Genomic DNA, 14,120 nt, shown 5'->3' on the forward strand with positions numbered 1-14,120 from the left:
TGTGGCGGTCCCGGTGGCCGCCGGGATCAGTCCCGCCCGTGGCGCGGGCGCCGGGTCACGGCGAGGGCGACCCCGGTGGCGCACACGACAGCGGCCGCGCCGGCGACGGCGGCCACCGCCGGGGTTCCGGTGTCCGCGAGCTGATCGCCTCCGGTGCCGCCGCTCAACGCCGACGGAACCGGTACGGCGGACAGCGTCGGGACGGCGGACGGGACAGCGGACGGGAACGACCAGGACGGTGTCGTGGACGCGGCGCTGGATGCGGAGGCGCTGCCGCTCGCGGAGTCGCTCGGGGTGGCACTGGCGGACGCTGACACGGACACGGACACGGACGCGGACGGTGACGTCGATGCCGAAGCTGACGCCGAGTCGCCGGCCGTCGGTGTCGTGGTGACGGCGTAGGACGCCTTGCCGTCCATCAGGGCCACCGGGTCGACCAGCGGGCTGGGCTGGACGAGGCCCTGGGTGACGAACTGGAGGGTGGTCGCCGTCGGTACCGAGGCGGCGAGCGAGATGCGCAGGCCGATCCGGGCGGTCCCGCCCGCCGGAAGCGAGCCCACGGACGGGGCACCGGCGTCCGTGCTGAGGAAACCGGAGAGCGCGGTGTCGCCCGGCGTCAACTCCACCGCCCGCCACACGGACGCGCCCACGTCGAACCACTCCACGGTGACCTGTTGGGGCGTCAGCGGTGCGGCGGGCGGAGCGAGTCGGATGCCCACGGCGACGATGAAACTGTCCGTGATGGCGGTGGCCAGCGTGTTGTGGAACAGGGCGTCTACGGCCAGTGCGGTGCCGCCCGGCGCCAACTGCCCGAAGTTCGGCGTCAGTTCGACGTACGGGGCGACCGGGTCAGCGGCCTGAGCCGGTACCGCGGAGACGCCGAGTGAGAAACCGACTGAGAAGAGAAACGCGGCACAGCCCAACAGAGTGGTGAAAAACGCTCTACGGCGCACGGCAACCAGCTCCCCCCGACACGCGCCCCCGGCGCGCTCCCTGGCGTGATGGCGGAGAGTTTAAAGGATAAAACACCTAAAGCGATAGCTTCATTACATTCAGTCAATAAGGAACATAAGTGAAATGATTTGCCCTCTGAGGCGTCAGTAATGCCTTTCGAGGTGTCAGCAGGGTTTGCGCCATACCCCCAGTTCCAGCTTCTTCTGCATCGACGACAGCTTCAGCCGGCGGGACTCGGCGCAGAAGCTGCTCGTCGGCTCGGCGTACTCCACGTGGAAGACCGCCTTGCCCGCCGCGATGAACGGGCTGAGCTGCGCACACTCGTCGAACTCGGCGCACTCCTCGTTGACCGCGAAGTCGAAGTCGGCCAGGAGCTGCGGGATCTGCGGCAGGTCGTTCTTGAGGCCCACCGACATGCCGCGCTCGTGCGCGAGCTCCGCGATCATGCGGTTGTAGCGGAGCTGGTCGGCGGCGGTGAGCGGGAAACCGGTCTTGTTGCCGTATCCCTCCACCAGGTCGGGTTCCACCGCGTCGAAGCCCTTGTCGCGGCACATGTCGAAACGCCGTTCCATGATCGGACGCAGCACGGAGACCTTCCGGATGTCCAGCCAGCGTTCGCCCGCCCAGCCGTTCTCCTCGCCCAGTACCGAGCGCGGGAACGTGTCCTTGTCAGGCCGGAAGTCCTCCCATGCGCCCACATTGATGTAACAGATGACCCTGCGACCGTCACGTTTCAGCCGGGACACGTCCGCCGCCGTGTTCTCGAAGCCGTCGATGTCGTAGACGGGCACGTCCACCGACGGATCGACCCTGCTGTCGAGCTGCCACTGCCAGGCCAGTCCGGGACGGGGCCGCCAAGGGGATGAAGTGGGCGAGGGTGAGCGGGTGTTGTCGTCCTCGCCGTCCTCGCCGCCCGTTCCGGAACAGCCCGCCAACGCCAGCACCGTCACCAGCAGGATCGCCCGTACCGAGTGCCGCACCGAGTTCCGTACCGAGTGCCTCATGACGTCTCTCCGGTCAGGGCGGGCGTCAACGCGGCCCAGGGGTTGGGCAGTTCGCCCGTCACCGGACCGCAGACCGCCGCGCCCCGCTCGCCCGCGGTGCGCACGGCGAGCGGGACGAGCGCCTCGGGCACGCCGTAGACGAGGTGGCACAGCCGCTCGGGCGGGTGCCGGGCCGCCCACGCCGGTCTGCTGAACGCCGACACGTACGTCGACCAGTGGCCCTCGAAGGTGACCGTCAGGTCGGCGAGGCGGGCGTAGCCGGGCGCGGGGTGCACACCGGGGTTCAGCACGACCGGGCCGGCGCCGAGCCGGCGCACCGCGCGGACCAGGCGGCGGCAGGCGGGCAGCGCCTCCGGGGTCGCCGTCACCCGGTCGAGGAAGCAGCCGTCGGCCGCGTACCACTCCTGGTGCCGGCGGACGTCGGCGGCGATCTCGGCGCCATCGCGCACCCCGTAGTCGGTGTCGACGTAGCCGAGGAGGCGCGCGCCCGCCGCCCGCAACGCGCCGGCCGCCGCGGCGAACGCGGGGTCGGGGCCCTCGCCCGGCCCGTTCGCGGGGTTGATGATCACCCCGTACGTGCGCCCGGCGGCTTTGATCAGCCGGGCCCAGGCGCCCGGGTCCTCGGCCGGGTGGACGTACAGCGGGATCAGCAGGCTCACGGCGCGCGGTCGCCTTCCCATTCCCACAGCGCGGCCAGTGCCTCGTCGAGGGTGTGGGCCGGGCGCCAGCCCAGCGCCTGTTCGGCGGCGGTGATGTCGGAGCACTGCCAGGACACCTCCGCCGCCCGCACCGAACCGCCGCCCGCCGCGTTCTCCTCGATCCGGCCCCGGAAACCGGCCTGTGCCGCCAGGCCGTGCACCAGCTCGCGCACCGGCACCGCCCGGCCCCCGCCGATGTTGAGCACCGGGGGCAGCGGGCCGGGCGCCGTCACCGCGTCCGCCACGGCCCGGGCCACGTCGCGGGCGTCCACGAAGTCCCGGTACGCGGACAGGTCGCCGAGCCGCAGCACCGCGTCCGCGCCGTCCGGGTCGGCCGCACTCTCCGCACCGGCCGCGCGCAGCAGCCCCGCGAGCCGGCCGGGGAGCCCGGTGGGCGGTGCGCCGCGCCCCACCGGGTTGCCCACCCGCAGCACGACCGCGTCCAGGCCGGAGCAGGTCACCGCGATCGTGCCGGCCAGTTTCGTCGCGCCGTACGGGCCGGCCGGCCGGGTGGCCGCCGACTCCGTCACCGAGGTGTCCGGGACCCCCGGCCCGTACTCGGCGGCCGAGCCCAGATGCACCAGCCGGGCCGAGGGCGCGGCCTCACGCAGCGCCGCGCACAGCACGGCCGGTCCGCGGGCGTTGACCTCGGCGAGGGTGACCGCGTCGCCGCCGGTCGCGCCCGCGCAGTTGACCACCGCGTCGGGCGCGGCCGAGGCCAGGGTCTTCGCCAGTTCCTCCGGGCGCGCCGACGCGAGGTCGACGACGTGGTCGGCGGCGGGGGACCGGCCGGCGCCGAGGACCAGCGCGCCCGGCAGGGTGCGCAGCCGCTCGACGACGTGGCCGCCCAGATAGCCGGTGAAGCCCAGGACGAGAATGCGCATGCGGTGCTCAGGCTCCCTTGAGCAGATGGGACTTGCGGCTGGTGAACTCGGCGTTGGCCCGGTCGTAGTCGTCCGGGCGGCCGATGTCCAGCCAGTATCCGTCGAAGTCGTAGGCGTGCGGATGGTTCTCGGCCTTCAGCAGGTCGAGGACCAACTCGTCGAAGCCCAGGGGCAGTCCGGGCGTGTAGCCGTCGAGCGTGGTGCGGGACAGGCCGTAGACGCCCATCGAGACGCGGTAGTCCATGCTCGGCTTCTCGGTGAAGGCGACGACTCTGCTGTCGGTGGTGGTCAGCACGCCGAAGTCGATGTGCACCTTACGGGCGTACGTGGCGATGGTCAGCGCCGCTCCCGACTCCCGGTGTTTGCTCAGGACGTCCGCGTAGTCGAGGTCGGTCAGGACGTCGCCGTTCATCACCAGGAACGTCTCGGGCAGCCGCTCGCGCAGGGTCAGCAGCGGGCCCATGGTGCCCAGGGGGCTCTCCTCCGTGGCGTAGTCGATCGACATGCCCCACTGGGAGCCGTCGCCGACGTAGGCGCGGATGATCTCGCCGAGGTGGCCGATGGCGATGGTGCAGCTGGTGAAGCCGGCCGTGGCGAGCTGGCGCAGCACGATCTCCAGGATGGCGTGCTGGTCGCCGATGGGAACGAGCGGCTTGGGCAGCGCGGTCGTGTAGGGCCGCAGCCGGACGCCCTTGCCTCCCGCCAGGATCACTGCGTGCATGGGGGCTCCTCCTTCGTCGATGTGCGTGCGGGAACGTGCCGGACGGGAGAGATCAGATGTTGTAGATGCCGGTCTTGTAGCGGGCCAGGTTGGCCGGGTCGCGGAAGAACTCCACGGTGTGAGCGATCCCCTCCTCCAGGCTGTGCGCGGGCTGCCAGCCGGTGGCGGCGGTCAGCCGGCTCGCGTCCGCGACCAGGCGCATCACCTCGGAGTTCGCGGGCCGGATCCGGGCGGTGTCCTCGCGCACGTCGAGGGCGGAGTCCATCACCTTGCCGATCAGCGCGACCAGATCGCCGACCGAGATCTCCCCGCCGGTTCCGGCGTTGAAGGTGCGGCCCACGACCTGCCCGGCGTCCGCGCCGCCCACGGCGAGGAACGCCTGCGCGGTGTCCTTCACGAACGTGAAGTCCCGCGTGGGACGCAGGTCGCCGAGGGTGATCGTCCGTTCCCCGGCGGCGACTTGACCGATCACGGTGGGGATGACCGCGCGCATCGACTGACGCGGACCGAAGGTGTTGAACGGCCGCAGCGTCACCACCGGGGTGTCGAAGCTCGCGTGGTAGCTGTCGGCCAGCCGGTCCCCGCCCGCCTTCGAAGCGGCGTACGGCGACTGGGTGTTGATGGGATGGTCCTCGGTGATCGGCACGGTCTGCGCGGTGCCGTACGTCTCACTGGTGGAGGTGTGCACCAGCCGGGGCGTGCCCAGCGCGCGCACCGCCTCCAGCACGTTGAGCGTGCCGGTGACGTTCGTGTCCACGTAACTGTGCGGCGCCTGGTAGGAGTACGGGATCGCGATCAGCGCCGCCAAGTGGTAGGCGACGTCGGCCCCTTCGAGCAGGCCGCGCACGGAGCCCGGGTCGCGGACGTCGCCGAGGACGATCTCCACCTGGTCGAGGACGTCCGGGTGCAGGGTCTCCAGCCAGCCGTACGAGGAGAAGGAGTTGTACTGGGCCATGGCCCGCACCCGGTGTCCTGAGGCGACCAGCGCCTCGGTGAGGTGCGAGCCGATGAAACCCTCGGCTCCGGTGACGGCGGCGAGCGGTACGGAGGTCAACTCGGGTGTCCTTCCCGTAAGTTCGATGCGAGTCGTGCGATGCAGGTGGTGCGATGCGGGTGGTGCGTGATGCGGGTCGTGCGATGCGGGGGTGGGACGACAGGCGTGCGGATGAGCTGCCGGGCCGCAGGACGGAGGTCGCTGTTCGGACGGGGGAGGTCGTTGGTCAGACGTGCGGCGCCGGGCGGCCGAGCTGCCACAGCGCGCACGCCGACAGACACAGCGCGGCCGCGCCGCAGCACAGCGTCAGCACCGGGGCCGGGCCGGGTGGCAGTCCGAGGAAGGTGACCGCGCCGCCGCTCCCGGCGGCGGCGAGACAGATGACGGCCGACGGCCAGGCCACGCCGAACGCCTGGAGCAGCAGCGCGGTCCACAGGGTGGCCGCGAGCAGCAGCAGCGCGGCCGGATCGGCGCCCGTGAACAGGGCGGCGGGCAGCAGCGGCAGGAGGTAGCCGAGCAGACAGAGGCCGAGGATGCCCGCCGAGCGCAGCAGGAACCCGGCGGGCGTGGCCGTGGCGCGCAGTGCGGCGACCGACAGCCCGCGGTAGCGGTACAGCAGCCACTCGGCCGGTCCCATGCTCACCGTCAGCAGGATCACCGCATACGGTTCCCGCCGCCCCTCCAGCAGCACCAGCACCCCGGCCGCCAGCCCGAACAGGCCGTACGGCAGGGACCACAGCAGGCGCGGCCGGGTCGCGCCGGGCACGGCCGCCGTGGCGAGCGCACCCCACAGCACCCGGCCGGTCACCGCGAGGACGGCCAGCAGCGCCAGCACCGGCAGCCCGGCCCGCAGCAGGTCGCCCGGCTCCCACCAGGGCAGGACGACCGCCCCGGCGATCAGCGGGGTCAGCGCGGCCAGCAGAAGCCGCTCCCGCGCCAGCACGAGCAGGACCCCCGCCGCCGCCAGATACAGCGACTGCGCGCCGGCGACCAGGGTCACCGGGCCGCCCCGGGTCAGCAGCGCCGCGGCCGCCGTGGCCACGACGGCCCCCACGGGCGCGCCGATCAGCAGGGTACGGCCCGCCTCCCGCCGCCCGGTCGCCAGCCGCAGATGGGCCCGGTGGCCCAGCGCCTGCCCCCACGCCCAGGACACGAGCCCCGCCACGATCAGCGCGGGCGCGTGCCGGCCGGCGTTCCACAGGGGAGCGGTGAGCAGATAGGCCAGGCCCGGCAGGGCGAACAGCACGCCCCGCAGCAGACAGCGCACGGTGTCCGGACGCCACGGGTCGGCCGCCCGCGCCGGCTCCGGGAACGTCCGCGGCACCTGCTCGTACAGCGCGGCGGCGAGCGAGAAGAGGTTCGGGTGGCCGTACCGCTCCTTGATCAGGGCGGCGGACAGGCCCTCCGCCTCCAGCAGCGCGGCGACCTCGTAGGGATGGACGGCGGGGCCGATACCGTCGGCCAGTTCGGCGGCGAGCCGGCTGACCGCCTCCTCGTCCGGGCCCTGCCGCGGGAGCCGGACGGCGAGCGTGGTGTCGTCGAAGGACCAGCGCGGGCGGCGGCGCGGCGGGCGGGTGTCGGCGAGCCGCAGCGCCAGCGTGTCCTGTTCGGCGCCGCCGGGGTCGAGGGATATCGGCCCGCTCATCCGGCCACCGTGCCGACCGGCGCGAGCGCCTCCAGGGCGGCTCCCGCCGACTCCGACTCCCGTTCCAGCAGGGGCAGTTCGAGGTAGATGGAGCGGAACGTGTCGATGGTCTGGCGCAGCGTGAACTGCTCGATCACCCGCAGGCGCGCCGCCTCGCCCATCGCCCGCCGCCGCCCGGGGGCGCCCAGCAGCTCCAGCACGGCCCGCGCCATCGCGGCCGGATCGCGCGGCGGCACCACCAGCCCGGTGTCGCCGACGGCCTCCCGTACCCCGCCCACGTCGGTGGATACGGTCGCCCGTCCGCACGACATGGCCTCGATCAGCGTGAACGGGAAGCCCTCGCTGATGCTGGACAGCATCACGACGTTGCCGGCCGCGTAGGCGTCCTTGATGTCGTCCACGCGGCCCTCGAAGGTCACGGCGTCCGCGTGCCCGAGCTCGGCGGCCAGCGCCTCGCACCGCTCGCGGTAGGCCTCGCCGCCGCGCGGTGTCCCGCCGAACAACCGCAGCCGCGCGTGCGGGAGTTGGGCGCGGACCAGGGCGAAGGCCCGGATGAGGGTCTCCAGGTCCTTGATCGGGTCGACCCGGCCCGCCCAGCTCAGCGTGGGCACCTCCGGCTCGGGTCCGGCCGGCGGGAACGCGGCCGGGTCCACGCCGTTGTAGACCGTGCGGATCGACTCCGGGTCGGCGCCGCCCTCCTCCTCCCACAGCCGGTTGTAGCGGTTGCCGGGGGTGATCAGGGCGGCCCGGCGGTAGCTCTCCTGCGCCAGCAGCCGGAAGAAGCCGAGCAGGACCGCCTTCACCGGCCAGCGGTAGGGGGCGGTCCGATAGCCGAGGTAACGTTCCCGCAGATAGACGCCGTGCTCCGTCAACAGCAGTGGCACACCGTGCAGTTCGAGCGCCGCCAGGCCAGGCAGGACGGCGACCCCGCCGCTCACCGCGTGCGCCACCCCCGTCCGTGGCGGCGGCACGGCCAGCGGGCGCAACGCGTGCTCCAGCAGCGCCGTCGCGGTCAGCGCGTCGTGCAGGGTCGGCCCGGCCTCGCGCACGGCCAGGCCCGGCCGGTTCCACACCGACGTCAGGATCGCGATGGCCCGGTCGCCGCGCAGGAACGGGCTCAGCGCCCCGTCCGCCGCCGCCCGCGCCAGCGCGTACAGGGCGGGCGCGAACCCGTCCTCGGCCGCCGGATCGAGCAGTGCGGTCAGGAACCGCTCGTAGGCGGCGGCCAGTTGGCGATGCGCCCGGCCCCGGGGCGCGCGGCCCTCGGGCGGGGCGCCCCACATGGGGACGGACAGCACGCGCGAGACATGGGCGGGCAGCTCCCAGACGACGGGTTCGCGCCCGGTGCCGGTGACGGCGATGACGTCGAAGTCGACGTCGGGCATGCCCTGGACGAGCTGGTCGCACCAGACGCTCACGCCGCCGTGACTGTGCGGATAGGTGCCTTCGGTGAGCAGGGTGACGCGCGTCGCGCCCAGGCGTCGCGCGTCGTCGTGAACGTGCATCGATGTGCTCCACGGCCGAGGTGTGGGGTGGTTCCTGCCCGGTGCGCCCCTGGGACGGGGCTGACCGGCGGGGTCCGGCCGCGCGCTGCGCGCTGCGGCCGGACGGGTCGGTCCTGGGGTCGGCCCCTGGGCCGGTACGCCGCTCAGTTGTGCGCGGTGTGCGGCACCTGCTTGGCGACGGCCGCGGGGACTCGGGTGCGGGGGGCCGGCTTCGGGATCCTGACCTTGACCTTGGCCTTGATCTTGACGGTGCCGGAGGCGCGGCCGGCCGGGGCCGCGGCGGTCGCCGGCAGGGTCAGGGTGAGCGGGGTGCCCGCGGAGGACGTCCAGCCGGACACCCCGCCCGCGTACGCCGTGCCGAAGGCGGCGCCGGTCAGCGTGCTGCCGGTGGGCAGGGTCGCGGTCACGGCCACCCCGGCCGGGGCCTGGACGGTGACGACGCCGCCGATGCGGTAGGCGGTGACCTGGCCGGACTGCAGGGCGGCCGACCAGGCGGCCCGGCGTCGCAGCTCGGTGCCGATGTCCTTCATCCGCAGGTTCACCACGGGGGTGTCGGCCGCGAACAGGGCGGCGTAGCCGTCGAGGACGCCGTCGAGCACCGGGTAGGCGATGCGGTCCTCGGCCAGGTTCGACTGGTGGATGAAGTGCGGCTTCGGGTCGTTGGACAGCACGTGCCCGAGGGCGATCTTCGTCTCCAGCGGCACGATGTGGTCGGTGTAGCCGGTGGTGTTGTTCAGCGGCGCCGCGAGGCAGGTGGTGGTGGCCGGGTTGTCCTCGCAGATGCCGCTGCCGCCCTGGGCGCGGCTGGTGTAGATCCAGTTGTACTCGTCGACCTGCTCGGCCGCGTGGCCCGCGTTGTAGAAGACGTTCATCGGATAGCGCGGGACGGTCGTGGCGGAGCCGACCTGACGCGGGCCGGGGTCACGGGAGTTGTCCGAGCCGGTCCAGGCGATCTGGTTGTCGGTGAGCGCGAGCGCCAGGTTGGGGTTGTCCACGGGCTGTTGCGGCAGGACCTTCAGGCCCGAGTGCTCACCGGTCACCAACTCACTGGTGTCCAGGGGTAGTCCGGCGCTCTGGCCGAAGACGCGGTTGCCCGCGATCTCGTCGGATATCTCCGTGCGGCTCACCCACCGGGTGGAGCCGTCGATGTTCGTGGCGCACTTCCACGGCACCACCGTGGTGTTCTGCACACAGCCGAGGAAGGCGTGTGTGTAGGTGTGGTTGATCCAGCGGAACTTGGCCTTGTTCGCGATGAGTCTGTCGGCGAGCAGGTCCACGCCGCCGTTGTCCGCGCGCTGGTCCACGCTGCCCGCGCCGTTGTAGGCCAGGTCGAGGGTGAAGCCCTTGCTCGTCTGCCAGGCGGTGGCGTGGTCGACGTCGGCGGGAGTCATGCGGATCGGGTCGGGCGTGGCGCTCGGGTCGGTGCAGTCGACGTCGCCGGGCGTGCAGTTGAGGGTGGTGTTCCAGCGGTCGTCGGCCGCGAAGACGTCGTCGACGTGGACGGCGAAGTAGTTCCGGGAGGCACCGAGGTGCACGCCGCCGGTCATCCACTCCACGATGCCGCGGGCCAGCAGCCGGAACTGCTGCTGGTACTGGTTGTAGACGAAGGTGACGACGAGTTCGCGCCGCCCGTCGTGCTTGTACTCGCCCACCAGCGAGCCCCGCGTCGAGCTCCCCGGGATCGGTGCGTCTACGTACGACGTGAAGTCCGCGCCCGCCGCCGGCGTCGAGAGGTAGGCGTAACTCTCGCCGACGGCAGGGTCGTTGTCCTCGAAGGGCACCGCCCCGTCGAGGTAGCCGAAGGGGCCCGCCTGCCCGGCCGCGGTCACCGCCGCCTGCACACCGTCGAGGCTGCCCGAGTAGCCGCCGTACACGGGGTACTGCAGACCGGCTTCCGGACGCGCGTAGGTGTAGGCGTCGACCTGGGGGATCGCGTACGTCTGCTCGTAGGACGCGAGGGCCGTCATCTCGGCGGAGCCGGCCGCGAACGGGTTGTCGTTGGGCAGCACGACCGCCTGGAACTTGGCGCGCGGCCGGCCCGCGACGGTGTCCGCGAGGAAACCGGAGTCGATCACGGGCCGGCCGGCCTGCGTGAGGTCGACCTTCGTGAACGGCGTTCCGGCGGCGGCCAGTTCGGCCGCGATGGCGTCGGTGGCCGGTCCGCCGTCGCTCACCACGAGGACCCGCAGATCGATGCGGGGCGTGGTGCCGTCGGCCTGGGCCGCACCGGCCGGCAGGCCGAGTGCGGCGATGAGCGCGCCCACCGTGAGCACGGTGGTACGTGTGGTCCGCTTCATGCGGTGAAGTCCCCTCCCCGGGCAGGGGTGATCGCCGCTCCCTGGAGCGGGCGCACCCCCCTTGCGCGACGCCGGCGTCCCCCTCAGAAGCCGGCCGTCGTCGCTTCTGTTGCGTCAACATAATGGGGTCTGTGTGTGGCTTTCGTGGTCATGTTGCGAAACATGACGGAAAGCTAAAGTGTCCAACAGTGCTTTTTCGCAACCAGATTGGGCGTTTTTCCGTCCGCGCGCCTTCGCACCGGCGGGCCGATCGGGCCCGCCGGGCAAGGTTTCGGTGTTCTACTCCGTTCTGATAACGCTTGTTTGACGCATCATCAGGTGACGCACCGTCAGGCGCAGAGCACGCGCGTCTCGGGCGTGTAGACCGGCCCGCCGCTGAGGTTCGTGCTGTCGCTGAACTCGGCGTAGAAGTACGAGTAGAAACCGATGTTCCCGTTGCAGCCGGAGTCGGCGGCGACCTGCAGCGTCAGCGTGACCGTGCGGCTCTGCCCGGGCGGGACGGTCGTGCCGTAGTTGGCGCCGAGGTTGGCGGGGCCGGTCCCGGAACAGGGGGTGGCGCCCGCGGCGGTGGCCAGGGTGCAGCCGGTGAAGCCGTACTTGAGGTCGGGGCGCTGGGTGGTCAGCCACGTCGGATCGATCGTCTGGTACACGAACCAGATGTCGTAGGTGTGGTTGTTGGTGATCGTCATCGACAGGTTCACCGTGCCGCCGGGTGTGGTGGTGGCGCTGTCGGTGGCGAACGTCAGCTCGGCCTTCGCGGCAGCCGCGCTCGCGCCGGGGGCCAGGCCGAAGACGGCCAGGACGAGGGCGAGGATCGTGGTGAGGCCGAGACGTCTCATCAGAGGTGATCGCATGGCCCGGGAGGCTAGGCAGGCCCCGCGAGCGACGTCTGCCCCGCCCGGCGTGCCGCGCACGCCGTTCGGCCGGAAGTGCGTCTCGCGCGGAGGCGGCGTGCGGGATCCGTGGACGCGCCGGAAGATCCGCGTCAGCGCACGGTGACGAGGGTGTGACGCAGCGGATCGGTGTGCCGGGCGGGGTCGGACGCCGCCGCGCCTCCCGCCGGACGGTTTGGCGCAATACCGGCCGTTCCGCTCCGCCACCCGCCACCCGCCACCCGCCACCCGCCACCCGCCACCCGCCTCCGTCATCCGGTCCCGCCCCGACTCCCGTACAGTGCCCGGCTGTTGGGGCCGCTTGGCGATCTCTTGGCCCGCCGCACATCCTCCGTACCTTCGACTTTCACATCGGCGTCATCCGACCCTTCCCGCACGTTCGGTGCTCTTGTCACACTCCTTGCGCGCGCATTCCGTCACGAGACCGGCCGGCCGAACCCTTCCGTACGAGAGGTGCCTCACCCATGCCCGAAGTCAACCGGCGCCGCTTCCTCCAACTCGCGGGCGCCACCACGGCGTTCACCGCGCTCTCCGGCTCCATCGAGCGCGCCGCCGCGCTGCCCGCGAACCACCGCACGGGGTCGATCGAGGACGTCGAGCACATCGTCGTCCTGATGCAGGAGAACCGCTCCTTCGACCACTACTTCGGCAAGCTGAGAGGCGTCCGCGGCTTCGGCGACCCGCGCCCGGTGACCCGGGCCGACGGAAAGTCCGTCTGGCATCAGGCGGACGGCGGCGGCAAGGACGTCCTGCCGTTCCACCCCGACGCCGACGACCTGGGCCTCGCCTTCATCCAGGACCTCCCGCACGGCTGGAACGACGGCCACGCCGCCTTCAACGGGGGCAAGTACGACAAGTGGGTGCCTGCGAAGAGCGCCACCACGATGGCGTACCTCACCCGTGAGGACATCCCCTTCCACTACGCGCTCGCCGACGCCTTCACCGTCTGCGACGCCTACCACTGCTCCTTCATCGGCTCCACCGACCCCAACCGCTACTACCTGTGGACCGGATACACCGGCAACGACGGCAAGGGCGGCGGCCCGGTTCTCGGCAACGACGAGGCCGGCTACAACTGGACGACGTACCCCGAACGGCTGGAGCAGGCCGGGGTGTCCTGGAAGATCTACCAGGACGTCGGCGACGGCCTGGACGCGAAGGGCGGCTGGGGCTGGATCCAGGACGCCTACCGGGGCAACTACGGCGACAACTCGCTCCTCTACTTCAAGCAGTACCAGAACGCGAAGCCCGGCGACCCGCTGTACGACAAGGCCCGCACCGGCACCGATGTCCGCACGGGCGAGGGCTACTTCGAGCGGCTGAAGCAGGACGTCAAGGGCGGCAAGCTGCCGCAGATCTCCTGGATCGTCGCCCCCGAGGCCTTCACCGAACACCCCAACTGGCCCGCCAACTACGGTGCTTGGTACGTCTCCCAGGTCCTCGACGCACTGACCGCCGACCCGGAGGTGTGGGCGAAGACGGCCCTGTTCGTCACCTACGACGAGAACGACGGCTTCTTCGACCACCTCCTCCCGCCGTTCCCGCCCGCCTCGGCCGCGCAGGGCCGGTCCACGGTCGACGTCGGCCCGGACGTCTTCAAGGGCGACATCGGCCACACCGCAGGCCCCTACGGACTCGGCCAGCGGGTGCCGATGCTCGTCATCTCGCCCTGGAGCAAGGGCGGTTACGTCTGCTCCGAGACGCTCGACCACACCTCGGTCATCCGGTTCATGGAGCGCCGCTTCGGTGTCCACGAGCCGAACATCTCGCCGTGGCGGCGGGCGGTCTGCGGCGACCTGACCGCCGCGTTCGACTTCTCCTGTACGGACACCCGGCCGGTCGTCCTGCCGGACACCGCCGGTTACCGGCCCCCGGACAAGGTCCGTCACCCCGACTACGTGCCCACCCCGCCGGTCAAGCCCGTCCTGCCGAAGCAGGAGCGCGGCGCGCGCCTCACCCGCCCGCTCAAGTACGCGCCCGGCGTGGACGGTTCGGTGGATCCGGCCGCCGGGACCCTCACCCTCACCTTCGCCTCCGGGGCCGAGGCGGGCGCCGCCTTCCTGGTCACCTCCGGCAACCGCACCGACGGGCCGTGGAGTTACACCACCGGCGCGGGCGCGACCGTCTCCGACACCTGGAACTCGGCGTACTCGGGCGGCGCGCACGACCTGACCGTGCACGGCCCGAACGGATTCCTGCGCGCCTTCAAGCAGGCGGGGAAGACCGCCGGGCCCGAGGTGGTCGCCCGGCACGTCGGCGACGGCGTCGAACTGACCTTCACCCACCGTGGCTCCGGCACGGTCGAGCTGAAGGTGGCCGACGGCTACGGCGGGCCGGCCGCGACCGTGAAGCTGCGGCCCGGCGCCGTGGTCAAGCGCACCGTGGACCTGCGCGCGAGCCGCCGGTGGTACGACCTCACCGTCACGTCCCCCGCCGACCCGGCGTTCCTCAGGCGGTTCGCGGGACACGTCGAGAACGGCGACCCGGGCGTGAGCGACCCGGCGATCGTCACGGAATGACCTTCT

Annotated in this window: 11 protein-coding genes; 1 reads left to right on the forward strand and 10 read right to left on the reverse strand. The window is 72.1% G+C overall.

Going from position 1 to position 14,120, the window contains the following annotated elements; genetic code table 11:
- Nucleotides 1-26: 26 nt before the first annotated feature.
- From OG352_RS35475 to OG352_RS35520, 10 genes are all read right to left on the reverse strand, one after another.
- Complete coding sequence (locus tag OG352_RS35475) at nucleotides 27-953, reverse strand: hypothetical protein (protein WP_329222553.1); 927 nt, start codon at nucleotides 951-953, stop codon at nucleotides 27-29.
- A 165-nt stretch (nucleotides 954-1,118) separates the two neighbouring features.
- Nucleotides 1,119-1,958 (reverse strand): endo alpha-1,4 polygalactosaminidase, encoded by an 840-nt coding sequence (locus OG352_RS35480; RefSeq protein ID WP_329222554.1) that lies wholly within the window; start codon nucleotides 1,956-1,958, stop codon nucleotides 1,119-1,121.
- Nucleotides 1,955-2,617, reverse strand: a complete 663-nt coding sequence (locus tag OG352_RS35485) for a spherulation-specific family 4 protein (RefSeq protein ID WP_329222555.1) — start codon at nucleotides 2,615-2,617, stop codon at nucleotides 1,955-1,957. The genes OG352_RS35480 and OG352_RS35485 overlap by 4 nt, the downstream gene beginning before the upstream one ends.
- Nucleotides 2,614-3,540 carry an NAD-dependent epimerase/dehydratase family protein gene (locus OG352_RS35490; protein WP_329222556.1) on the reverse strand — a complete coding sequence of 309 codons (927 nt, stop codon included), beginning with the start codon at nucleotides 3,538-3,540 and terminating at the stop codon, nucleotides 2,614-2,616. The genes OG352_RS35485 and OG352_RS35490 overlap by 4 nt, the downstream gene beginning before the upstream one ends.
- A gap of 7 nt (nucleotides 3,541-3,547) precedes the next feature.
- Nucleotides 3,548-4,261, reverse strand: coding sequence for a nucleotidyltransferase family protein (locus OG352_RS35495; RefSeq protein WP_329222557.1), 714 nt, complete (start codon nucleotides 4,259-4,261; stop codon nucleotides 3,548-3,550).
- A 52-nt stretch (nucleotides 4,262-4,313) separates the two neighbouring features.
- Nucleotides 4,314-5,315 carry a GDP-mannose 4,6-dehydratase gene (locus OG352_RS35500; RefSeq protein WP_329222558.1) on the reverse strand — a complete coding sequence of 334 codons (1,002 nt, stop codon included), beginning with the start codon at nucleotides 5,313-5,315 and terminating at the stop codon, nucleotides 4,314-4,316.
- Nucleotides 5,316-5,481: 166 nt separating this feature from the next.
- The gene (locus tag OG352_RS35505; protein ID WP_329222559.1) at nucleotides 5,482-6,900 is read right to left on the reverse strand and encodes a hypothetical protein; all 1,419 of its coding nucleotides are present in this window, start codon (nucleotides 6,898-6,900) and stop codon (nucleotides 5,482-5,484) included.
- Nucleotides 6,897-8,405, reverse strand: coding sequence for a GT4 family glycosyltransferase PelF (gene pelF, locus OG352_RS35510; protein ID WP_329222560.1), 1,509 nt, complete (start codon nucleotides 8,403-8,405; stop codon nucleotides 6,897-6,899). The genes OG352_RS35505 and pelF overlap by 4 nt, the downstream gene beginning before the upstream one ends.
- A gap of 143 nt (nucleotides 8,406-8,548) precedes the next feature.
- Nucleotides 8,549-10,702 carry a hypothetical protein gene (locus OG352_RS35515; RefSeq protein ID WP_329222561.1) on the reverse strand — a complete coding sequence of 718 codons (2,154 nt, stop codon included), beginning with the start codon at nucleotides 10,700-10,702 and terminating at the stop codon, nucleotides 8,549-8,551.
- A gap of 329 nt (nucleotides 10,703-11,031) precedes the next feature.
- The gene (locus tag OG352_RS35520; RefSeq protein ID WP_329222562.1) at nucleotides 11,032-11,556 is read right to left on the reverse strand and encodes a hypothetical protein; all 525 of its coding nucleotides are present in this window, start codon (nucleotides 11,554-11,556) and stop codon (nucleotides 11,032-11,034) included.
- Between the two features lie 503 nt (nucleotides 11,557-12,059).
- On the opposite strand from OG352_RS35520, the gene OG352_RS35525 reads away from it, so the two are divergent.
- A complete protein-coding gene (locus tag OG352_RS35525; protein WP_329222563.1) occupies nucleotides 12,060-14,114 on the forward strand; it encodes a phosphocholine-specific phospholipase C in 2,055 nt (684 codons plus the stop codon).
- The last annotated feature ends 6 nt before the right edge of the window (nucleotides 14,115-14,120 follow it).

Origin of the sequence: Streptomyces sp. NBC_01485 (genome assembly GCF_036227125.1) — a bacterium.
GTDB lineage: Bacteria > Actinomycetota > Actinomycetes > Streptomycetales > Streptomycetaceae > Streptomyces.